This window comes from Sphingobacterium sp. UBA5639, assembly GCF_002421245.1.
Classification (GTDB): domain Bacteria; phylum Bacteroidota; class Bacteroidia; order Sphingobacteriales; family Sphingobacteriaceae; genus Sphingobacterium; species Sphingobacterium multivorum.
On record NZ_DIJR01000010.1, the window covers coordinates 1 to 21,749 of the forward strand.

21 protein-coding genes are annotated in these 21,749 nt (G+C 36.1%); 17 read left to right on the top strand and 4 right to left on the bottom strand.

Going from position 1 to position 21,749, the window contains the following annotated elements:
* A partial coding sequence (locus B4Z90_RS07690; protein WP_286801790.1) for a hypothetical protein occupies positions 1-349 on the top strand: 349 nt, incomplete at its 5' end.
* The gene (locus tag B4Z90_RS07695) at positions 346-570 is read left to right on the top strand and encodes a hypothetical protein (RefSeq protein WP_115049171.1); all 225 of its coding nucleotides are present in this window, start codon (positions 346-348) and stop codon (positions 568-570) included. The genes B4Z90_RS07690 and B4Z90_RS07695, both read left to right, overlap by 4 nt.
* A gap of 459 nt (positions 571-1,029) precedes the next feature.
* On the opposite strand, the gene B4Z90_RS07700 is transcribed toward B4Z90_RS07695, so the two are convergent.
* The 4 genes from B4Z90_RS07700 to B4Z90_RS07715 all read right to left on the bottom strand — a co-directional run bounded on the left by B4Z90_RS07700 (position 1,030) and on the right by B4Z90_RS07715 (position 3,803).
* Positions 1,030-1,437: a hypothetical protein gene (locus B4Z90_RS07700; protein ID WP_070564582.1), complete on the bottom strand. Its 408-nt coding sequence runs from the start codon at positions 1,435-1,437 to the stop codon at positions 1,030-1,032.
* A gap of 453 nt (positions 1,438-1,890) precedes the next feature.
* A complete protein-coding gene (locus B4Z90_RS07705; RefSeq protein WP_112376277.1) occupies positions 1,891-2,424 on the bottom strand; it encodes a hypothetical protein in 534 nt (177 codons plus the stop codon).
* 56 nt (positions 2,425-2,480) lie between these two features.
* Entirely contained in the window at positions 2,481-3,386 is a 906-nt protein-coding gene (locus B4Z90_RS07710) for a hypothetical protein (RefSeq protein ID WP_112376278.1), read from the bottom strand.
* Positions 3,387-3,497: 111 nt separating this feature from the next.
* Positions 3,498-3,803 (bottom strand): hypothetical protein, encoded by a 306-nt coding sequence (locus B4Z90_RS07715; protein ID WP_112376279.1) that lies wholly within the window; start codon positions 3,801-3,803, stop codon positions 3,498-3,500.
* Between the two features lie 812 nt (positions 3,804-4,615).
* Between B4Z90_RS07715 and B4Z90_RS07720 the strand changes: the two genes are divergently transcribed.
* The 15 genes from B4Z90_RS07720 to B4Z90_RS07790 all read left to right on the top strand — a co-directional run.
* Entirely contained in the window at positions 4,616-4,816 is a 201-nt protein-coding gene (locus tag B4Z90_RS07720) for a heavy metal-binding domain-containing protein (protein ID WP_112376293.1), read from the top strand.
* A 120-nt stretch (positions 4,817-4,936) separates the two neighbouring features.
* Positions 4,937-6,025, top strand: coding sequence for an FRG domain-containing protein (locus tag B4Z90_RS07725; RefSeq protein ID WP_112376294.1), 1,089 nt, complete (start codon positions 4,937-4,939; stop codon positions 6,023-6,025).
* A gap of 110 nt (positions 6,026-6,135) precedes the next feature.
* Positions 6,136-7,146 carry a helix-turn-helix transcriptional regulator gene (locus B4Z90_RS07730; protein ID WP_112376295.1) on the top strand — a complete coding sequence of 337 codons (1,011 nt, stop codon included), beginning with the start codon at positions 6,136-6,138 and terminating at the stop codon, positions 7,144-7,146.
* 52 nt (positions 7,147-7,198) lie between these two features.
* Entirely contained in the window at positions 7,199-7,534 is a 336-nt protein-coding gene (locus B4Z90_RS07735) for a YegP family protein (protein ID WP_112376296.1), read from the top strand.
* A 71-nt stretch (positions 7,535-7,605) separates the two neighbouring features.
* Positions 7,606-7,866 (top strand): hypothetical protein, encoded by a 261-nt coding sequence (locus tag B4Z90_RS07740; RefSeq protein WP_112376297.1) that lies wholly within the window; start codon positions 7,606-7,608, stop codon positions 7,864-7,866.
* On the top strand, positions 7,863-8,315 hold the full coding sequence (locus tag B4Z90_RS07745) for a hypothetical protein (RefSeq protein WP_112376298.1): 453 nt from the start codon (positions 7,863-7,865) through the stop codon (positions 8,313-8,315). The genes B4Z90_RS07740 and B4Z90_RS07745 overlap by 4 nt, the downstream gene beginning before the upstream one ends.
* A gap of 49 nt (positions 8,316-8,364) precedes the next feature.
* Positions 8,365-8,994 carry a hypothetical protein gene (locus B4Z90_RS07750; protein WP_112376299.1) on the top strand — a complete coding sequence of 210 codons (630 nt, stop codon included), beginning with the start codon at positions 8,365-8,367 and terminating at the stop codon, positions 8,992-8,994.
* A 93-nt stretch (positions 8,995-9,087) separates the two neighbouring features.
* Positions 9,088-12,330, top strand: coding sequence for a type I restriction-modification system endonuclease (gene hsdR / locus B4Z90_RS07755; RefSeq protein WP_204991095.1), 3,243 nt, complete (start codon positions 9,088-9,090; stop codon positions 12,328-12,330).
* A 2-nt stretch (positions 12,331-12,332) separates the two neighbouring features.
* On the top strand, positions 12,333-13,208 hold the full coding sequence (fic, locus tag B4Z90_RS25160) for a protein adenylyltransferase Fic (RefSeq protein WP_370445141.1): 876 nt from the start codon (positions 12,333-12,335) through the stop codon (positions 13,206-13,208).
* A 9-nt stretch (positions 13,209-13,217) separates the two neighbouring features.
* Positions 13,218-14,684 (top strand): type I restriction-modification system subunit M, encoded by a 1,467-nt coding sequence (locus tag B4Z90_RS07765; protein ID WP_112376300.1) that lies wholly within the window; start codon positions 13,218-13,220, stop codon positions 14,682-14,684.
* Positions 14,684-16,015: a restriction endonuclease subunit S gene (locus B4Z90_RS07770; RefSeq protein ID WP_112376301.1), complete on the top strand. Its 1,332-nt coding sequence runs from the start codon at positions 14,684-14,686 to the stop codon at positions 16,013-16,015. The genes B4Z90_RS07765 and B4Z90_RS07770 overlap by 1 nt, the downstream gene beginning before the upstream one ends.
* A gap of 279 nt (positions 16,016-16,294) precedes the next feature.
* A complete protein-coding gene (locus B4Z90_RS07775; protein ID WP_112376302.1) occupies positions 16,295-18,760 on the top strand; it encodes an N-6 DNA methylase in 2,466 nt (821 codons plus the stop codon).
* Positions 18,761-18,762: 2 nt separating this feature from the next.
* Positions 18,763-19,944 carry a hypothetical protein gene (locus B4Z90_RS07780; RefSeq protein WP_112376303.1) on the top strand — a complete coding sequence of 394 codons (1,182 nt, stop codon included), beginning with the start codon at positions 18,763-18,765 and terminating at the stop codon, positions 19,942-19,944.
* Between the two features lie 205 nt (positions 19,945-20,149).
* Complete coding sequence (locus B4Z90_RS07785) at positions 20,150-20,950, top strand: hypothetical protein (RefSeq protein WP_286801792.1); 801 nt, start codon at positions 20,150-20,152, stop codon at positions 20,948-20,950.
* 101 nt (positions 20,951-21,051) lie between these two features.
* Positions 21,052-21,749: IS256 family transposase (locus tag B4Z90_RS07790; protein WP_286801793.1), on the top strand; the 698-nt coding region annotated here is incomplete at its 3' end.

Consider the following 21,749-nt stretch of genomic DNA (forward strand, 5'->3'; position numbering starts at 1 on the left):
TCAATATCACCATTATATCCAAGAGTGGCAATTGGCATACGGTGTACTTGCCGATGACATCAAGGAAGCGTGCATTGACGCCCTTATACTTCGCTTTGATACTGATGTGCCTGAGTTGTTTTATCATCATGGAAAACGCCAGGTAGTGGAAGTTCGGGCCAAGAAATACAGCCTTTGGCATATATACCTCAATAATGCTTATGTAGGAAGTATTCATTATGACACCTTCACTAAACAGTTCAATTATCACCTTGACGACAATTGCTTATTGACCGATGATCACGTGCAAAAATATATAGCCATGATCCAGCGTGGAGAATTAAAGTGGATAAAGGACGATATTCGATGAAAAAGAATATAAAGTTCGAATGTGACGTGTGTGGTCAGAAGCAAGTGGTTGAGGTTTCTGTTTTGCATGGTGGTGGAACCTTGCAAATTATGATTGATCGGTTTTTTATAATGAATGTAGATTTTCGCAGTGGCGATTGGGTAATGCTATGTAACAATACGAGCTGGTTGACCACCGATGAACTTGTTATTATCCTCGATGAGTTGGGCTATGACGAATAAAAAAACCTTGAGTCTGGGCGGGGCGAATCCTGTTTGGTTTTAAAAACAAAAAAAGGCCGAGTTACTCCTCATCCTCATAAATGAATAAATATTATAAAGTCTTTTCCAAAATTAGAAATCACCCAAGTTGCAGCAATGATAACGGACGGTGCGACAGGTGTGGACGATCATGGAAAAACTTTTTGATAATAGAATGCTGTCATTACCGAGACAGGGGGTTGATCTGGAGTGTTCGTGAACATGATAATAATATTTGAAGCAATAAACTAGCATTCCGGAATGAAAGTATTATCAGGAAGGAACTTTTAAACAACATATTCAAATAAATGAATAATTACTATCTGTGGGATTTACATACAATTAAACCAAAGAATGAAAGCAATTCACAACCTATGTAAGCATCCATTAATATAAACACTATTATGAGTCCAGCCGTATATATCGACCGGACTTTAAGATTTATCTTTTCAAAGCCTTTTCCTTTTCTTTAAGCATCCAGTTTCGGAGCTTTTCCTCTCTTTCAGGGCTGATACGCTTTAGAACAATTACCCCCTTTAAATTTTGAGTGCTATTCCCTGTAAATCTGTCGAATTCAACCGTTATATCATATTCAAAGCGATTCCATTTGGGAGAAGTGAGACTGTCAAACGGCACAGTTGTTATGGAATCCCCCCGTTGAACATATACCAAATTTGCCCAAGTAGCAGATGTCCTACTTGGAACACCAGACATCATTGCAACATCACGGAGATCCAAATGTATTTTTTCGACCAAAGTCTGTAGTATCGATAAGTCCTTTTCTTTTTTTTGACTGTAGGCAGATGTTAAAAAACAAATACCCAAAATTGTTAAAATGTTATTCTTCATTTGTTATCAATTAATTGGGGCTAGAGGATACGCTATGGATCGGACAGTTTTTCCCATCGCCTAAGTTTGCGTATGGTTTGATCGTTTGTGGTTGACCATCGGCGCTCGTCACGGTGATAGTTGGGTTTTTTACCCAGGTTTCATTTATTTCAACAGGTGGATTACCAAAGGTTGCATAATTATTTGCAAATGCTAAAGCTTTTGAAAAGTACTATTAATACAATATCGAATCCTATTTGGTTTTTAAAAAATATTATTTCTAGCTGTTGAGCATGGAGTACTAGCTGTCAAAAAGTTTGCTGTTACCGGATTTTTGACTGTAAATGATCTAAGCACCAAAAATATTTTACGTTGACGGATCAGGTGTGGATGGTCTTTAAAAGCTACACATTCAAAAAATAGATAACATCAACCTCCCCACTTGAAGTTAGTGAGTGGATAGATTGCAATTATTTACTGATGTTTTCGACTTGCTTTTTCAACTTCCTTTCTTAACTTTTTCTGATCTTTTCTTGGGCCCACTTCATTTATATAAGCAGGTTGCCTTGGTAATTTTATATCCAGATAGTAATCTTTAAAGTATGCATCTATTCTCACTTCATCAATTGTCAAATTCGATCCAAATTTTTCTATAATTACTTTTCCCCAAAAACCATCTGGAGAGATTTGTTTTGAAAATTCACCCTTTTCGTCTGTGGTAAGCGAAGCTATGGTGTCCCTGCCATTTTTAAGAAAAAAGACTCTCACGTAAGGCACTATTTCATTATTATAGCATAATCTTACTTTTCCATGTATTAATGGAGCTACCTCGCTTTCCGTATATCCTTTGCCCATCTGATTAAAACTACTGCAATTGTTTCGATCAATTTCAGCAAAGTCGTCAAGATTCTTTTTCGTTGCACAACTTGCCAATGTCCAAAATAAAAGAATGCTAGCAACCCATGCGAACTCCTTTTTGTGTAACTCCTTTGTCTTTTCTAGTATCATATTGTTCAGCCATTATTCTATCTGTAATTCGAGATTTATCTACATCTGAAAGGTTTTTAAAGGCATCCGTTTTCTAATAAACCCTTCCAGGCTATATCATCATATATTTGCTTATCTAGATGATAACCCTTTAATTCTCCGTAATTTTTAATGGATGAGGCTAGATCTGTAATAAAATCTCTAGCAATGGTCTCATGTTGAGCGCCATTTGAAAAAGCTTTTTTCTTTGTATACTTTTCAAATAATTGAGGATAAGTCATTGTTGCTGCCGTCGCATCATCATAAAAAAATGCAGTAAGGTAAGCATGAATAGATTCATGAAGCATTGTTGTAGCAAACGCTAAGTCGGAAACATTACCTATAACTAATGGATTGGTATTGAAAGCTATAATTATTTCTCCTGTGTTATTATTTCGATTTGTACCAGCAGCTTTCATCGGGTCGTTAAAATTTTCTGTAGCAAACTTAAGATTATATCCTGGTATTTCTCCTGAAAATTTCTTGATTATATCAGCAACAGAATTTCCATTCAGCATTTTAAGTGTATCCGACACGCCTTTCATACAGTCTGGAAGATTTGTATCATCGATTTTAGCATTGAAGTCTGCAATATCACTTCCATCAGAGCCACCTCCGCCATCGCCTGTACCAGGTGCGTCTGGGACCCAGACATTTTCACAGACATATTCATCTCGGCTATCAATAAGCGACCAGCCATATCCGGCGCAAAATGAGGGGTAAGAACAATCTCGACTATGATAGATAGTTATACCACTACCACATCCATATCCTCCTGATTGATAGATACAATCCACCGTTTGATAGTTGCAATTTTGCTCCCATGCCATTTTCGTTGATGAAGCCCTCTTTTTCTGTACATTTTCATCTCCTTCAAAATAAGGCGAACCATTCCGGTATTTTATCAAATTTGCAGCGTTACTTTTTAGATTTGTGAATAACATTTTTCCAGTAAAGGAGCGGAGATCAGTAATTTCTTCCTTCGTATCATTGAAAAAAAAGCCTTTGTAAAATTCTTTGCCATTTTTTACGAGTAAGTATGTCTTACCACCTTTTTAAAACGTAATTTTCTCCTTATCTTCCTTGAGAAATGGATGCAGTGGAACAAACATATATTCAACTGAATCGTTTGCTTTACGGACAGTTACTTCATCCCATAAAGGTTCCCATTGAATTGGTAAGTTATCTTTTGGATTGATCTTTTTAAATATTCCTTCTTTGGCATAAAATTCTTTTATATCAGCCAAAGTCGGCTTATTTTCATTATCTAATACTTGGGACGAATCTTTCTGACAACTTACTACGATAAACAGCAAGATAAGGAGCCAGATAAAGTTTCTTGTAAAAAAATGGCTTTTCATTACTTCTATTTTACTTTTCTTTTAACGATTTATAGGAATAAAGCTAAAGTTATTTATCGTAAAATTTTTGCTAGATTAAAAAACTACACATTTGTGTGAAAGTTTGTAACTCGCTTATAATGTATAGATAATGCACAGGTAATATACAGGTAATAATAGAAAAGTAATTCGATTTTAAGAACCATTCTTCTGATTGAAATACAATAGGGAATTGAAATCAGCTTTACACGTTACTCGTGTAATATAGATAAGCTGGTTAGATAATATAAGAAATGAAAAAAGGACAAAGATTGCAGAGCGTGAGGGAGTACAAAACGCACTCTGTCAAAGGCTGGTGAAACATGCTGGTCTCTTTGTTACTTCCAAATGAACCTAACTGTTTTTAACAAAATCTGGATCAAAGATCACTAATCATTAGCAGTAAAATCTTATTACTTTATAAAAAAATTAAAAATTCGAATTTTAGCAGGCTTTTGAATAAAATGAACAACAATTATCTCAACTAATCTCGCGATCTTTACAGTAGATGAAAGCCCAAAGCCGGTTAACATCTAGCCCAAGCGGACATCTAGCCAAAATTGCCTCCCTCGACGGTTAACGAGGGAGGCCTTTTTGTTTATTTTATTATCTTATTAAAACCGTTGAGTAAATCAGCTACGGTTTCCCGTAAACAATCCTGCTTTCAAACCTATACCTTAGCCTTACAGTTTGTAATAATCTTGAAAGTTAATATCTGTAAACATATTAATTCAGCATAAATAATGTATATTAGGCTTGGGTATTAACCTTGCCCGATTGAAAAGTATAATGCCATGATAGTAACCACGACCAATTCCATCGAAGGGAGGGAGATTTCACGCTATAATGATCCAATTGCTGCCAATGTTGCTATCGGCACCACTGTCTTTAGCGATATAGGAGCCAGCTATGTAGATTTCTTTGGCGGTCGCTCTACCAGCTATGAGAAGAAGATGGAGGAAATTTACAAGCGCGTTACCGAAACGCTCAAGTAGTGCTTAAAATTGCATTTATAGATAAAAAAATACGCCAAAAAATATGAGTTATTGCAGCCGATGAATAGTCTTTGTTAGTTAATAGTATAATAATAGTCGTAATAAGAGAAGATAAAATTTATGAGAAGGATACATGGAAAATTACCGCCTGAGCTTCTAAAGCATACAACGCCTAAAACAGTCGGAAAAGATTCTGGTTTTAAAATTTCGAGCTTTCGTGAATTAGTTGAGCAAATAGCGAAGCTTTCATATCTAAATAAAGATTATTTACTATTCTTTAGAGGTCAAAAAAATGATTATCGAAATAGTAATAATAATTCAACATTTTATCCAACAATTTATCGAAGTAATTACTTGTCCCAGCCCGAGTTAGACTTCCGATTTGAGAAATTAAGCAGTGCTTCAAAAATACTAGTGGAGTTGTTAAAACAAAATAATATATCAGGTGTTTCTGAGATAGAAAGAAAAAAATACATCCAATGGAGTATTTTACAACACTATGAAGTAACTGAAACACCCTTTATTGATGTTACGCAGTCCTTAAGAGTAGCTTGTTCTTTTGCTCAGCTCGATAATGATCAACCAAATGCTTTTATCTATGTTTTTGGCTTGCCATATTATTCAAATAGAATTTCAATTAATTCTGAACATGATTTGATAAACATTAGGTTACTAAGTATTTCACCTCCACAGGCTTTAAGACCCTATTTCCAAGAAGGCTATTTGGTAGGTACTGATGACGTTTTTAATGATTATATAAATAAATCAGAACTTGATTTAAACAATAGATTGATAGCAAAATATGAAATTCCTAATAATGATGATTTCTGGGGGAAACATTTCAATCGAATTCCTAAATCAGCTCTTTATCCTGACAATGACATAATCCATTCTATCTGTCAGGAAATTACATCCGAAATAAAAGTAGAATTAAATTCGTCTAATATTGGTAACTATATAAAATTATGGACTGACTTAGAACAAATAATTATTAATAAAGCCAAAAGGTACTTTCCAGAAACTCACACATTGATGAATGCAATATATGTCCTACTAAAATATGATGAAGAAAATAGCCATATATATAGTGAAATCAACTATCTCAGACAGTTTCGTAATAAATTAGTCCACAAACCCACTAGTGTTTCCAATGATGAAACTATAAGGATGACTGAAAATCTTAAAAATGTACTAAAGTTGCTTGGATAATAGTCGAGTAAATTTCATGCCTTGTGGATGACCAATTTGTCCATTAATAATTATTATAATACGTAAAATCGGAACTAAAAAATGTTGTTTTAAAATTCATTTCAATAAATATGTCCACAAACAAGCATGCACTCATTCGGTACGAAGCATTGGATAGATGTTTCTCCAATAAAGGTCGGAAGTTTTTTATTGATGATCTGATGACTTATGTTTCGGACGCAATTAAAGAGTATACTGGTAAAGCGGCATCGATTTCTCGACGACAGATTTTTAAAGATATAGATTTTATGCGTAGCGAGGCGGGGTTTCGTGCGCCTATCGAATCTTATAAAGAAGGGAAGAAGAGCTACTATCGGTACTCTAAAGCTAATTATTCTATAGCTATTCAGCAAATTAACCCAGTCGAAGCAGACTCATTGAAGACCGCTTTAAATATTCTTGGAAGATTCAGTGGATTACAACAATTCGAGTTTGTTCAAGAACTTGCGCTTAAACTAAAAAAGAGCTTTCAGTTGGAGGAAATTGAAGAATGTATTTTCTTCGATCAGAATGAGTATCTAAAAAATATAAACCTACTGGGTGATTTGCTTAAATATATTCAACAGAAGCAGGTGTTGGAAGTTAAATATAAGCCATTTAACAAAGAGCTGGAAGAAACGCTTGTTTTTCATCCCTATTTTTTGAAACAATACAATAATCGTTGGTTTTTATTCGGAAGGCGAGATAGTTTTGAAAATTGGACTAATTTGGCTTTGGATCGAATTTGCAGCTTAAATACCTTAGGAAATCTAGATTTTATAGCATCAAAGGAAACACATAATTCATATTTCGAAGATATCGTAGGGGTTAGCAAACCGGCAAATACTGAGTCTTTGATTGTTTCAATTAAAGTAAGTATGGCATTGTGGCCTTATATTGACTCTAAACCTATCCATCCATCGCAAACAGTGGTTGAGAGAACTGCAGAATACGTCATTTTAACATTGGATATTATTCCCAATTATGAGTTCTTCTCACATATATTGGGTTATGGCTCCGCTATAGAGATTTTAGCTCCAGTTTCGGTAAGAGATTCCATGCATAAAAAACTAGAAGACGCTATCAGCAAATACAAATCATAAAAAATTACCTGTGCACATTGGTTGCACAGGTACAGTACAACTTTGTATCAATATGTCAAATGCAAAGTTTGAAGTATTTGTGAGTTCAAGGAATTCGCAATACTATTTTAGATTAAAGTCTGGTAATGGTGAAATTATTCTTGGTAGTGAAGGTTACGTGAGCAAACAAGGATGTTTAAATGGGATAGCTTCTGTTAAAGCTAATTCTCCCTATGATAGCCGTTACCAACGTAAAAATGCCGTTTATAATTATACCTTCAACCTAACAGGTGGGAATGGTGAAATTATCGGACGGAGCGAAAATTATACGAGTTTAGCTGGTAGAGAGAATGGGATTGTAGCGGTCAAACGTGATGCGCCTGCTGCTCCAATAGTTGATCTTGTTTAATTATTATGTGCTTTGTGTTATTATAGATACACGAAGCACATTTTATTTTTTAATCTAATTACTGTAAAATTATGAGTACCAAAATAACCGTATCCCTTTATTGTGCAACCTGCGGTCAAGGGGATTTTGAACACAATGAAAATAAATCTTGGGTGAAATGCAAGAACTGTGGTCGCGAATATCAGGGTGGGATTGATGAATTGGCAACATTCAATCAAAATCAAATTCAAGATGCTGCAGAAGAAGTGGGTCAACAGTTAATTGATGACTTTGCTAAAAGACTAGAGAAAACTTTTAGAGGTAATAAATTCATTAAATTTAAGAGAAGATGAAAATAGATTTCGACGACCCTTCATTTATTGTTGCGGCTATGGCGTTAATGGGGACTATTTTTACTTATTTCAAGCACGATAAAAAAATAAAAGCTCAGGAGAAACTAATCAATGACTATCAGCTTGGGAAAATTGAAGAGGAGAAAATTCAAAAAATGCAGGCTGAGGTTCGGGCCTCGATTATTGTAGGTAGTAAGGGGCTAAGGACTTTAAGGGTATATAACAAAGGGAAGGCTTCTGCAAAAAATGTTCGATTAATTATACATGATGAACCTGAATATCTTTACAGTTTGAATCCTTTCCCTTTTCCACTTTTAAATGAGCATGAAAATGTAGATCTGAATATTCATTTACACATGGGATCTCCTGATAATATTTCATTCGAAATATTATGGGATGATGAATTTAAGGTGAATAATTCTCATATACAAACCGTTCAGCTTCGTTAAACAATAATCCAAAAGAAAATAAGATATAAATAATTTAAAATTAGTAACAATGAGCATTCCAGAGATTGTAAGCTTTTTCGAGAAAATTGGTGTCAATCCTGTTATAATAATGACGATACTTCTAATATGTGTGGTAGCAGCTTTCTTACTAAGGTTTTTAAATTCCGAAGGGCCTTTAACCTGGAGGTTGTTCAAAACTAAGCAGAAATCGAGACCAGATTGGGGGCAAATACATACTGATTTACGTCAATTAGCAAAAGATATTCAGAAACAACAAGAATTTCGGGACTTAACAGGCATATTTGTCCATCCAGATAAAATCGAGAAGCTCATAGCTTTGAGGGATAGTTCGAATGGAGAGTTTGATTGGCCGGAAATTAAGGCTGCGAGGTCATTTATTGATTTAAATACTGAGCAGCCAAAGATTAGAATAGGTGTGTGTGCGAAAATCTTTGATATTTTCATTATTACATTGTTTTCTGTCGGAGGAATTTGTTTTACGTTACTCTTTTCAATCCTAGTTGTAATTATTGCTACTGAGAATGATGTAAGACCTAGTCTTTTGGCATCGCTTCCATTATTTTGCGTTAGTATTCTATTTAATTTTATGTTGATGCAATCTTTAAGACGCAATTATAGAAGTGCCAAACTCATAGCAAAGACATTAGGCAGACGGTAATTAATTTAGTGTTTAAAACAATATTTTGTTGTATAACGATTGGTTTTCTTTATATTTGGTTCTAGCTGAATTTCTGAATTAAGTATTATCACTATGGCCGTATCTAATTTCCAATTTTTAGAACAAGAATATCCCTTGCTTTTTAATTTGGCGCAAGCCGCCGAATACAATCTATATCAAGATCCAGCGACATCTTTATTCAAGCTGCGTCAATATGGAGAATACATGGCCAAGCAGATTTTTGAGACCTATGGGATTGAGCTGCCGGAGGATACAAAATTTCAAAATCTGATCTATAACCTAAGAAGTCAGGGTATTCTGCCTTCAAACGTAATAGACCATTTTACAATACTTCGCAAGCAGGGTAATGATGCAGTACATGAATATGTAGGAACCACTGCAGATGCGACCTCATCTCTTTTTTCTGCATTTAAACTAGGAAAATGGTTTTACGAATCCTATTCTGTAAAGAATATGGACATTTCTACATTAAGATTTGGTACACCGAAGGATTTAGATGCCAGACACGCATTGCATATCCTTGAACAGGAAAATAAGGTCTTAAAGGAACAATATGAGCAGGCGATAGCCCAGCAAAAAATGGTCAGTGCAGAACAGCGGTCGACGTTTACGGCACGTGCCAAACGGTCTGCATCCAAACTTGATATGGACGAAGCAGAGACCCGGGAGCTTATTGATATAAATTTGCGTAAGATAGGATGGGAAGCCGATACCAAACTACTGAACGCTAAGACCCATAAGACACAACCTGAAAGAGGCCGGAATATCGCTATTGCAGAGTGGCCAGTCAAAGGAGGTTATGCAGACTATGCACTATTCATAGGTACAAGTTTATATGCTGTCATTGAAGCCAAAAAATATGGTCAGGATATATCGACCAATCTCGACCAAAGTAAGCGCTATGCAATGAATGTTGTTCCGCAAACAGGGATCGAGCTATTGGGCGACTGGAATGGCTTTCGAGTACCATTTCTATATTCCACCAATGGTCGCGAATATCTCCAACAGATTGCCACCAAAAGTGGTGTATGGTATCTTGATATACGTGAGAAATACAATAATTCTCGATCTATCAAAGGATTCCATAGTCCAGCGGATCTGCAAAAAAAGTTTGAACAAGACATCACACTCGCTAATAAAAAATTAGAAGAGAATCCATTGGATTTTCTGCAGCTCAAGACAGGATTGGGTTTGAGAGATTACCAGATCAACGCAATTCAAGCTGTCGAAGATATTATTATCCATCATCCCGAGATCAACCGGGCATTATTGGCCATGGCAACCGGTACTGGTAAGACACGCACAGTTATCGGGTTGGCTTATCGCTTAATCCAGACCAATCGCTTTAAACGTATTTTATTTTTGGTAGATCGCACCCTGCTTGCCAAGCAGGCACTCGACGGTTTCAAAGATTACAAGGTTGAAGACCTGAAAAGTTTCAGCGATTATTACCACATCGATGGGCTAAAGCATGTATGGCCCGATATCGATAGCCGTATCCACTTTGCTACTGTACAGAGCATGGTCAAAAGACTCTATTCCAATGAGAGTGATGAAAAAGCACTCAGTATAGATACATATGACTGTATTATCGTCGACGAAGCACATCGGGGCTATTTACTGGATAAGGAAATGGACGATGAAGAGATTTACTTCAAAGACCAAGATGATTATGTCAGCAAGTACCGTCAAGTGTTGGATTATTTTGATGCTTTTGCAGTTGGTTTGACAGCTACACCAGCGCTTCATACGAAAGAAATTTTTAATAAACCTATCTATAACTATAGTTTACGAGAAGCCGTATTAGATGGTTATTTAGTTGATCAGGATCCACCAATCAAGATCAAGACCCAACTGTCAGAAGAAGGGATTGTATGGGAGAAAGGCGAAAAACCTACTGTTTACGACAAGGAAGGTAATCAGATTGTTGAACTTGATGAGTTGAGTGACGAACTCAAATTCGATATCTCAGGATTCAATAAACGTGTTATTACCGAAAACTTTAACCGTACAGTACTTCGAGAACTTGTCAATCACATAGATCCTGATGGCGAAGCCAAAACGCTTATCTTTGCGGCTACAGACCATCATGCAGATATGATCGTCAAAATCCTGAAAGAAGAGTTTGCGGCGGTAGGGATACCTGTACCTGATGATGCTGTCGTAAAAATCACAGGTATCATTGATAAGCCTGAAGAGAAGGTCAAACGGTATAAAAATGAAAAATACCCGAATATTGCCGTTACAGTCGATTTATTGACTACAGGGATTGATGTACCTAAGATTGCTAATCTTGTATTTATGCGTCGCGTTAGATCTCGTATTCTATACGACCAGATGATCGGTCGGGCCACCCGTCTCTGTCCTGAGATAAACAAAGAGAGTTTTCGTGTTTTTGATGCGGTCAATCTGTATGAGGGTATCAAAGATTACACCGATATGAAACCGCTGGTTGTCAATCCTTCAGTTGATTTCAGTACATTGAGCGGTGAATTTGCACATATACAAACCGATGAACGGGCAGCGGTGCAGGTTGATCAGATCATTGCCAAGTTGCAACGTAAAAAGCGTGCCTCAGGCCTAGATGCTGAAATGATCAAATACTTTACCGGAGCCGATACATTGGACGAATTTATTCAGCACCTTCGCGAGAAAGACATTACAGAGCAGGTGAAAATGCTGACTGAAAAAACGGAGCTCTGGAAGTATTTAGACGAGTACAGGCAAGCACCAGCTCATCAGTTTTACTCCAATCATGCTGATGTACTTCGTGAGGTAAGTACCGGATATGGGGAGATGGATAAACCGGAAGATTATATCGAAGGGTTCAGACGTTATCTAGAAGAAAATCAAAATGAGATAGCTGCACTTAAATTGATAGCCACATCTCCGACGCAACTAAAACGTGCCGATCTCAAGGAACTAAGCTTATTGCTTGATACCAAGGGTTATAATCTTCGCACCCTACATGATGCATGGAAAAATGCAAAAAGACAAGATGTGGCTGCGGATATTATTGCCTATATTCGTACCCTTATGCTAGGATCTGTACTTGAAAGCCGAGAAGATCGTGTCAAAAAAGCCTTTCTACGGCTGTACCAGGAACAAAATTGGACAGTGCCGCAGAAAAGTCTGCTTCAGCGGATTGAAAAGCAGATGATTGCCGAAGGCATTGTTACTGTAGAAGATTTGGACAAACAGCCCTTTGATGAGATAGGTGGATTTGAACGGATCAATAAAAGGTTTGAAAATCACTTGCCCGCTATTCTGCAGAAGATAAATACTTATATGTATAATGGAAATCAAACAGCTTGATCATGATGAATAAAGTTTCCATTCGTTTTTTTGATGACCGAGAGGTACGTGCTATTTGGGATGATGAGCTTAGCAAATGGTGGTTTTCAGTGTTAGACATTGTGGCTGTTTTGACCGATCAGGATGATTATACCAAAACCAGAAACTATTGGAAATATCTCAAAGCCAAGCTTAAAAAGGAAAATAATGAACTGGTTAGTGCCACTACCCAGTTGAAAATTGTTGCTCCAGACGGAAAAAAAAGACTGTCTGATATGCTGGATCACGATGGCATAATCGCTTTAGGAAAGACTTTCCCTAGCACCAAAGCAAACCGTTTTATAGAATGGTTTACCTATAGCGACGAAACCATCGACGGTAAGAGTAAAAGTAAAGCTTATGCCCTTTTTGAAAGCTCATTCATTGAAAGCATTGAAGTAGGTACTGTTAAAGGTCTACAGCAGATACATGCCTATTTATTTGGTGGACTGTATGATTTCGCTGGAAAGATCCGCGCAAAGAATATTGCCAAAGGAGGCTTTCAATTTGCGATGGCGCAATTCCTACCTAATACGCTAAAAGATGTCGAAGCTATGCAGGACAAAACATTTGATCAAATTGTAGACAAATATGTGGAAATGAACATCGCTCATCCATTTATGGAAGGCAATGGACGGAGTACGCGTATTTGGCTAGATCTCATGTTCAAAAAGGAATTAAAAAAATGTGTAGACTGGAGCAAAATATCCAAAGCCGATTATCACCAAGCCATGATAAAGAGCGTAGCGAATAGTGAACCATTGAAAATATTTATAAAGAATGCGCTGACTGATGATATCCACAGTCGAGAGATGTTTATGAAGGGAATAGACTATTCCTATTATTACGAAGAGAATTAATTAAAAAAAATGAGCGCTGAAGAAATCGCACAGAAACTTTGGAATCTCTGTAACGTCCTACGTGACGATGGAGTTACCTATCACCAATATTTAAATGAATTGACTTATATTCTTTTCCTCAAACTTTCCGAAGTGCGGAAATTTGACAAGGAGATACCAGAAGAGTATCGCTGGGACAAGTTTAAGTCAATCAAAGATAATAAAGAATTATACGATACGTACCGGGAGCTGCTAGCTACGATCTCTGCGAAGACGCAAAACGCAACGATTAAGGAGATCTATACCAATGCCAGCAGTATGCTGCGTAAACCCGTTAACTTGCGTACGCTAGTTACAGCTATAGACGGTATCGACTGGTTTGAAGATACCGAGAAAGATCAGATTGCAACGATCTATGAAGAACTTTTAGAGAAAAATGCCAACGAGAAAAAATCTGGCGCTGGGCAATATTTCACGCCACGGCCGTTGATCAATGTGATGGTCGATCTGTTGGTGCCCAAAATTGGCGAACGTTGGAACGACCCTGCTGCGGGAACATTTGGTTTTATGATCGCAGCAGACCACTATCTTAAAGAGAAGACCGATAGCTATTTTACATTGGGCGAGAAGGAGCTTCACTTTCAGAAGTATGAAGCCTTTACTGGCTGTGAACTCGTACAAGATGCCCATCGTTTAGCATTAATGAATGCCAAACTACATGGTATAGAGTCCCCGATTGCTTTGGCGGACACACTGAGCCAAGAAGGAGAGGCTTTCAACAATTACGATGGTGTACTGGCCAATCCGCCCTTTGGTACCAAAAAAGGAGGGGAGCGACCTACCCGTACAGACTTGACCTTTTTAAGCTCCAACAAGCAGCTGAATTTTTTACAACACATTTACCGCTCATTGAAAAAAGACGGTAAAGCACGTGCGGCAGTTGTGCTACCAGACAACGTGCTATTTGAAGACGGTGACGGTTTGAAAATCCGTCGTGACCTGATGGACAAGTGTAATTTGCATACCATCCTGCGTTTACCTACAGGAATCTTTTACGCGGCAGGTGTCAAGACGAATGTATTATTTTTTACACGTGGCAATACAGAAACCGGCAACACCAAAAACGTATGGGTCTATGATATGCGTACCAATGCGCCGAGCTTTGGTAAGCGCACACCATTTACCCGTACAGCCTTTGCCGATTTTGTAAAAGCATACACTGGAGGGATTTCTATTGATGAAGTCAAAGAAAACTGGCAAGGTGATATCGATGAGACTAAGCGTGCAGAAATTGCCAAAGAGGATAACCGTTGGCAGGTATTCAGCCGTGAAGCCATTGCTGCCAAAGGGGACTCGTTAGATATTGGCTTAATAGCCGATAACTCATTAAGTAGTGGAGATGATCTTGGAGAGCCTATAGATATCGCTCGTGAAGCGTTATTGGAACTAGATGCTATTACCAATGAGTTGAATGATTTGATAAAGGAGTTGAGCTAATGGCAAGTAAGGGAGATATAAATAAGTATGAAATACAGCCGTCGTATCCAATAAGATGGCCATTAGTCAGCTATGACGAAATTTTGGAAAAAACTAAAATTGATGTTAAGCTCAAATCTAAAGACTTTAATTCCATTGGAATATATCCAGTTGTTGATCAGGGTGCCCAATTAATAGCTGGTTATATTGATGATGAAGATTTATTATATAATGGCGAATTGCCTGTGATAATCTTTGGGGATCATACGAAAAACATAAAATATGTAGATTTTAAATTTGCTGTTGGAGCCGATGGTACTAAATTGCTGAAACCAATAAATGGTATTAGTGAACGTTTTTTTTATTACAATTTGTTAAGCCTCAATCTTCCTGATTTTGGTTACAGCAGACATTTTTCTGTTTTTAAGATACTGGATTTCCCCCTACCTCCACTCCCCGAACAAGAACGTATTGTCGCTAAGTTGGACAAACTCTTTGCACAACATGAAAAGATAAAAAAAGCACTCGACCGTATTCCACAATTGTTAAAAGATTTCCGCCAGCAAGTGTTAGAGCAAAATTTTACATACAAAGGATACGTATCTAGCTGTATTAGCTTGGAACCGAATTTAAAAAAAGAAGAAGGTAACAGTTGGAAATGGTATAAATTATTGAAAATCGCAAGATTGGAATCTGGTCATACTCCTAGAAAGTCTAAAGAAGAATATTGGATAAACGGTGATGTGAATTGGATTTCGTTGCAAGATATAAGAGCAGCAGATGGACAAGTAATTAATGAAACAAAGTTTAAACCTAATTTAAACGGAATTAAAAATTCAAGTGCTAGGCTATTACCAGAAGGAACTGTATGCTTTTGTCGAGATATATCTGTAGGTTTCGTTACCATAATGGGCGGGGAAATGGCAACCTCTCAACACTTCGCGAATTGGATTTGCTCAGAAAAACTCAATAACAGATTTCTCATGTATTCACTAATATCTGCTCGTAAGTATTTAATCCGAAGTGGTGTAGGGACAACTGTTGGGACTATATATATGCCTGCGATAAAAGAGATGCAAATATTTATGCCACCCATCCAGGAACAACAAAACATTGTTCGGTGTGTACAAACCCAATTCGCCAAAGCGGACACCATCGAAGCTCGTTATCAAACTTTAAAAGCTAAAGTAGACAGCTTACCACAAGCCATTCTACACAAAGCCTTCAAAGGTCAGTTAATTCCACAACTTCCTAACGATGGCGATGCGAAGGATTTGTTAGCGGAGATTATCAAGCTAAAAGAAGAAGTTAAACCTAAGATGGCAAGTAAGAAACATAGCGTAGAACCCTAATGTCAATAACCAATTGGATAAAAAAGTGTACGAAAGGAGTTATATAGCACTTGTTGGGAATGACTACATTGGCGATAAAGCTCATCTAAGCTTTAATAAGTACTTTTTCGAGTTACTTGAAAACTATAGCAATATTAATGAAAAGAAGAAGGTGTAAACCTCGTTCGACGAGCGGAGAGTACTGAGGATATAAATATTTTTTTGAAATAAAATTTACTGTGCACTTGCAATGCACAGATAATCTTGATTTTTGCACTTTATCATTAAATAATCGAAACTATGACGAATAAAGTATATTCAAATCCAGTAGATACCACCTCGTTTAAGATTTTTAGCATTTTTGATGCTTTTAGAAATAGTGAAAAATTGCATTATTTAGAAAGTTCATTACAAGTAGTACTCTTGTTTGTATCCTTATACAAAGACGGTTTAATCAATGAAAAATCATTCCCTACTGACTTTGATATACCAGACATTAAGACACTCATTCTAAATTCAGGTCTAAATGAAGAAACTAAGCAATATTATTTGTTGATTATCGACGCACTAAGTGATTCTTTGTCAAAAGTGTTGAGCGAACCCATGGGATATTTTTCTTTCCTTCTTTTAGAAATAGAGAGAGAAACTCTTAGGAGCAATTTTGCTGCTATAATTGACGATGTGATTTATAGAGTTTCACAATCCCAAGGAAGATATGCTGGCGAGTTTATTCAGCCACTTGAATTAACTCGCTTTATGTGTGGATTGGCTAATTTGAAGACTAATATGAAAGTTTTCAATCCTTTTGCGGGCTTAGCTTCCTTTAGCATTTTTCTTAACCAGAGCCAGGAATACTTTGGACAAGAACTTAACAAAAAAACATGGGCTTTAGGTGCTTTAAGAATGATGGCGTATGAGAAACTAAATAGTTCAAGGTACGTCTGTGATGATTCAATTTCAAATTGGCCAATTCAGTCAGAGAAATTTGACGTTATTTTTTCCAATCCACCTTTCGGCTTGAAACTTGGGCACCAATACAGAGATATTGAACCTAGTTTTAGAACAATCGAACAGTTTTTGATTGAAAAGGGTATTCAATCCTTGAAGCAAAATGGTAAATTGATTGCTCTTTTACCACAAAACTTCCTGTTCAGAGGTATGCAGGAACAACGTTTAAGGAAGTATTTGATTGAAGAAGATTTAATTGACACAATTATTTCATTACCCGGGGGATTACTATTAAACACAGGAATTCCATTAATCATTGTGGTTCTGTCAAAAACAAAAGCGACCTCACGTAAAATAAAATTCGTTGATGCCAAGAAGTATGTAGTTGAAAAGGGACTCCGAGAAAAAAGGCTCAATGATTATGACTTAAACAGCCTAATTCACAGTGATAAAGAAGATGTAAACGCGGTTCGGGTTGTTGACATTGAACAAATTCGTACCAACGATTACAATTTAAGCGTAACACGTTATTTCAAAAAGAAAATAAGCGGTGTAAAACTTGGTGATATTCTAAAGTTAGTTAGAGGTCAAAAAGGCAACCTGCCAGAAACGGGTAAACTAGTTCGTATACGTGATTTAAAAGACGATAAAATTAATTTTACGCTTGACGCTTCTAATCTTGCTGAAACCGAATTCAAACGCCATGACATCCATCTAATTTCAGAATCTTGTCTACTCTTAGCAATCCGTTGGAAAACTTTAAAGCCCACGTTCTTTGAATTCAAAGGCGAACCTATTTTTAGAGGTCAGGATATTTTATCCTTCGAGCTTAATGATTTAATAGCCGACAAGGCGTATCTAATCAACGAGCTTCATACCGAATATGTGCAGGAGCAACTTGAATCATATCGTTTGGGTTCTTCCATGCCTTTTATTCGTAGAGATGATTTGATGGAGGTTGTTATAAAGCTACCTTCACTTCAGGAGCAAAGAGCTAAAGTTCAGGGTATCTCTGAATTATCTGATAAGATTAAAAGTCTTCAGAAGGAACGAAATGCCTTGGCTCATGGTAAAGCAAGAGGACAGTTTAGTGAATTTGCTTCGTTGAAACATACCCTGGGCAGACCTAGACAAAATATTCTTGATTGGTCTGACAACCTATTGGATTTCTTAAACAAAGAAAAAAAAGGTTTTGTCGCATTAAATAAAGCCTTTTCCGAATTTTATGAAATTGATATTATCTCTGCTTTAAGTGAAATCAAGCGTGATGTAAACTTCATCACTGATGTGCTTGAAAAGGGCGAGAACGGACTTGTTTTATCGGAATTTGAAAAACAAATAATTCCGCTAACTGATATCAACAATGTTATCAATAATCTGTCAAATAATGGATTTAAATTCAAAATAAAGAAGCTGTTAGTAAAAGGAGAAAAACTGAAAGATAGAGGTATATACGCCAATGAGACACTTTTCAAAACAATATTAGATAATATTCTGACAAATGCAAATAAGTATGCATTTGACAAAAAAGCTATTGGAAACGAGGTAGTTATTGAGTTAACTGAGGTTGATGATTTTCTTACTATGGAAATTGGAAATAACGGTAAACCCTTTCCAAAGAATTTCGATAGAGAAAAGTTTATAACCAAATACTCTACAGCTGACTCAACCTCAAATAATGGAAGTGGCTTAGGTGGATACGACATACACAGAATTGCAACAGATTTTAATAATACTGATTGGGTTCTTTCATTGAATCAAGACCCATTCTTTTCGGTGAAGTTTAAATTCCAATTCCCAATAAAATTGATAAGCTAATTATGGAAGAAATATTTTACAATATTCTGTGGATCGACGATGAACATGAGACACTTATGGGGACTAAAGGTCGAGCAAAAAGAAATAATATTAATTTGATCCCATATAAGTCATTAAATAGTGGCTTGGATGAGTTGGAAAAGAATTTTCCTTTTTATGATGGTGTATTGCTTGATGCCAAATTCTTTGAAAATGAAGATGATATTGAAGGATCTGAAGACACCTACAATGTACACAGAGCTAAAGAGAGATTGCTCCAATTAAAAAAGAAATTTGAAGTATTTGTCCTAACCGGACAAGCAGAAGCATATGGAGATAATACATTTAATAAAGCTTTTCCAAAAGTTTATAAGAAAGGTAGTGATAGAGAGATTAACGAATTGTTTTCTGACATAAAATCTGCGGCTTCTATGCAAGAAGATACCCAGATTCGTCAAAATTACAAACGTGCTTTTGATGTATGCACAGAAAAATATATAGGAGAATTTGCAGGACAAGATGTATTAAACCTGTTAAAAATCAGTAACGAAAACACTATCGAAAATCACTTTAATACGATTAGGAAAGTAATTGAAGATCTTTTCGTTGCCTTTAATAAATACAATTTGCTTCCAGTGGAATTTATCATACCGACCGTTGCTTTAAATGAAAGCAGTAAATTTTTGGTAGGTAAAAATTCTGATGGATCAATTTATGTTGGAAAAGGTTACAAGCATTTAGAGGAAACACATCTTCCAAAACAAATAGCCTATTACTTGCGAAGTATTTTACAAGTTACTCAAGCTGGTTCACATCGTTCAGAGATTGATTTATATGTAAAAACTATCAAAACTCCATTCCTTTTAAAAAGTGTGCTTTATCAGCTTTTAGATGTGTTGGTTTGGTTTAAAACTTATGTAGACACAAATCCAAAAGCTAAGAATTGGATAAAAACAGAGGCGACGGAGGGAAATGATGAAATCGTAGAGTTAATTCAAGGCAAAGTCATAAACATAAATAGCCAAAAGGGATTTGCATTTTTTAAGTCCACTTCTATTGGTGAAAATGTTTTCATTCCACCACATTTGGTAACTAAGAATAGTCTCAGCGAGGGAATGTCTGTTTATGTAGAGGTAGAACGATACACTGATACCCGCAATAACGAGTTGAAGAATAGGGTGAAACGAGTGGAAATAACCATTTAAATTTTTACAGAATTCTCGGGATATATGCTTAATTCATAGTAGCTTTCGTCAGCAATATAACATTATAATCAGTTGTGTTTTAATTAACTACTTGCCACCGACAAAAGTGGGGAAGAATCTATTACTCCTGAATATGCATCTTTTTCGTTCAATTGAATCTTAATAAAATATCATGTAACTTTAATAATAACTTTTTACTTAATATATGGAGGAGCTATTTACTGATATTCAATTAATTGAAATTGCTAGGAGATGCACTGAATTTGATTATACTAATACTAACGAATTACATTTGGGATTTCATCCAATAGATATAATTAGGCAAGATAAAGATACGGGACTAATATTAGCAAAAGGTAATCTAGATACGGGCTATGAGCACATATTAAGTCGACACTTTGGGCGACCCATGAAATTCTATTGGAAACGAGAGAATCAATCAGAATCAACTAAGTTAGACAACCCTACGATCTTCAAAAACATTCGTCCATTTGAGCTAGTAAAATATGCATCGCAAATATTTAAGGCCGAGTACCTAAAAGGAAGTAACCAAAATTTCGACGTCTATGAAGGTTTTGTAAATTATGGTATAAACGATAGAAATATAAAATCTAGATTAATTACCTATAAAAATCAACAAGTCATACATACTTTCTATATCTCTCAGCTTGGTGAATATAAAAACAAAAACAAGCAAAAGAAATATTTTAGGGGTTCATTTACTAGCAGTACAGATTATATGAAGTGTATCAATAGATATTCTTGTTTTTACTATAACAGCAAAAAAGAGAAAGTGTTTGAATACATTGAAGTTTATGATAATTACAACAAAAAAAGCAGTATAAAAATTGTAGTCGGTGATAGTGATTTTGAAATATATAATTCAATTCTAATGGAACAACGATTCGCTCCCCCATTTGAGTTAATGCGAAAAGACATGTTAGTAAATGATCAATTTGAGAAAATAGCTATTGATAAATATGAAAAAATGGTAGTATCTTTCTAACTGTGTAAGTTGAAAAGTTATTCTGAAGATATTTTGAGCCCTCAAAGCTCAAAAAATATTTTCGGAAATAACTTTTTATTATTTTTAAACATTACATAGTTATGATCGACAAAGAAGAATTATTAAACAACAAGGAGTTTTACAAATCCTTTAAAAGTGGAGAAGATCTAACATCCTTCTTCAAAACAATGCACAAACGAGCTGTAGAACATATGCTAGAAGCCGAGCTGGATGCCCATCTAGACAACGAAAAACACGAAAAAACAAAAGATGGAAATTACCGCAATGGACACGGAACCAAGAAAATAAAATCCTCTTTCGGAGAATCTGAGATTAAAGTTCCCAGAGATCGTGAGGGTAGTTTTGAACCTGCATTAGTTCCGAAAAAACACAATATTATCGATGGTTTGGAAAATATCATCATCTCATTTTATGCCAAAGGAATGAGTGTAAGTGATATTGAAGAACAGATCAAAGAGATGTATGATTTTGATATTTCTACCTCCACTATCTCCCGAATTACAAACGCTGTTGCCAGCGAAGTTGTTGCTTGGCAGAACCGTCCTTTAGACGATTTATACCTAATTGTCTGGATGGATGGAATCGTTTTCAAGGTTCGGGAGAATTCGAAAGTCATTAACAAAACCATTTATTTGGCAGTCGGATTAAATCGTGAGGGAAGAAAAGAAGTGCTAGGAATGTGGCTTGGGAAAAATGTGGGTATTTCGGAGGGATTGTGCCATCGATTTGGGTCAAACCGTGCCACTTTTGAGATCGTTGTCTATAACGGAGGTCAATG

Excerpts from the sequence above, each read along its gene's own strand:
- B4Z90_RS07695 (WP_115049171.1), top strand. The coding sequence starts at position 346 with ATGAAAAAGAATATAAAGTTCGAATGTGACGTGTGTGGTCAGAAGCAA.
- B4Z90_RS07700 (WP_070564582.1), bottom strand. The coding sequence starts at position 1,437 with ATGAAGAATAACATTTTAACAATTTTGGGTATTTGTTTTTTAACATCT.
- B4Z90_RS07705 (WP_112376277.1), bottom strand. The coding sequence starts at position 2,424 with ATGATACTAGAAAAGACAAAGGAGTTACACAAAAAGGAGTTCGCATGG.
- B4Z90_RS07710 (WP_112376278.1), bottom strand. The coding sequence starts at position 3,386 with ATGTTATTCACAAATCTAAAAAGTAACGCTGCAAATTTGATAAAATAC.
- B4Z90_RS07715 (WP_112376279.1), bottom strand. The coding sequence starts at position 3,803 with ATGAAAAGCCATTTTTTTACAAGAAACTTTATCTGGCTCCTTATCTTG.
- B4Z90_RS07720 (WP_112376293.1), top strand. The coding sequence starts at position 4,616 with ATGATAGTAACCACGACCAATTCCATCGAAGGGAGGGAGATTTCACGC.
- B4Z90_RS07725 (WP_112376294.1), top strand. The coding sequence starts at position 4,937 with ATGAGAAGGATACATGGAAAATTACCGCCTGAGCTTCTAAAGCATACA.
- B4Z90_RS07730 (WP_112376295.1), top strand. The coding sequence starts at position 6,136 with ATGTCCACAAACAAGCATGCACTCATTCGGTACGAAGCATTGGATAGA.
- B4Z90_RS07735 (WP_112376296.1), top strand. The coding sequence starts at position 7,199 with ATGTCAAATGCAAAGTTTGAAGTATTTGTGAGTTCAAGGAATTCGCAA.
- B4Z90_RS07740 (WP_112376297.1), top strand. The coding sequence starts at position 7,606 with ATGAGTACCAAAATAACCGTATCCCTTTATTGTGCAACCTGCGGTCAA.
- B4Z90_RS07745 (WP_112376298.1), top strand. The coding sequence starts at position 7,863 with ATGAAAATAGATTTCGACGACCCTTCATTTATTGTTGCGGCTATGGCG.
- B4Z90_RS07750 (WP_112376299.1), top strand. The coding sequence starts at position 8,365 with ATGAGCATTCCAGAGATTGTAAGCTTTTTCGAGAAAATTGGTGTCAAT.
- hsdR (WP_204991095.1), top strand. The coding sequence starts at position 9,088 with ATGGCCGTATCTAATTTCCAATTTTTAGAACAAGAATATCCCTTGCTT.
- fic (WP_370445141.1), top strand. The coding sequence starts at position 12,333 with ATGATGAATAAAGTTTCCATTCGTTTTTTTGATGACCGAGAGGTACGT.
- B4Z90_RS07765 (WP_112376300.1), top strand. The coding sequence starts at position 13,218 with ATGAGCGCTGAAGAAATCGCACAGAAACTTTGGAATCTCTGTAACGTC.
- B4Z90_RS07770 (WP_112376301.1), top strand. The coding sequence starts at position 14,684 with ATGGCAAGTAAGGGAGATATAAATAAGTATGAAATACAGCCGTCGTAT.
- B4Z90_RS07775 (WP_112376302.1), top strand. The coding sequence starts at position 16,295 with ATGACGAATAAAGTATATTCAAATCCAGTAGATACCACCTCGTTTAAG.
- B4Z90_RS07780 (WP_112376303.1), top strand. The coding sequence starts at position 18,763 with ATGGAAGAAATATTTTACAATATTCTGTGGATCGACGATGAACATGAG.
- B4Z90_RS07785 (WP_286801792.1), top strand. The coding sequence starts at position 20,150 with ATGGAGGAGCTATTTACTGATATTCAATTAATTGAAATTGCTAGGAGA.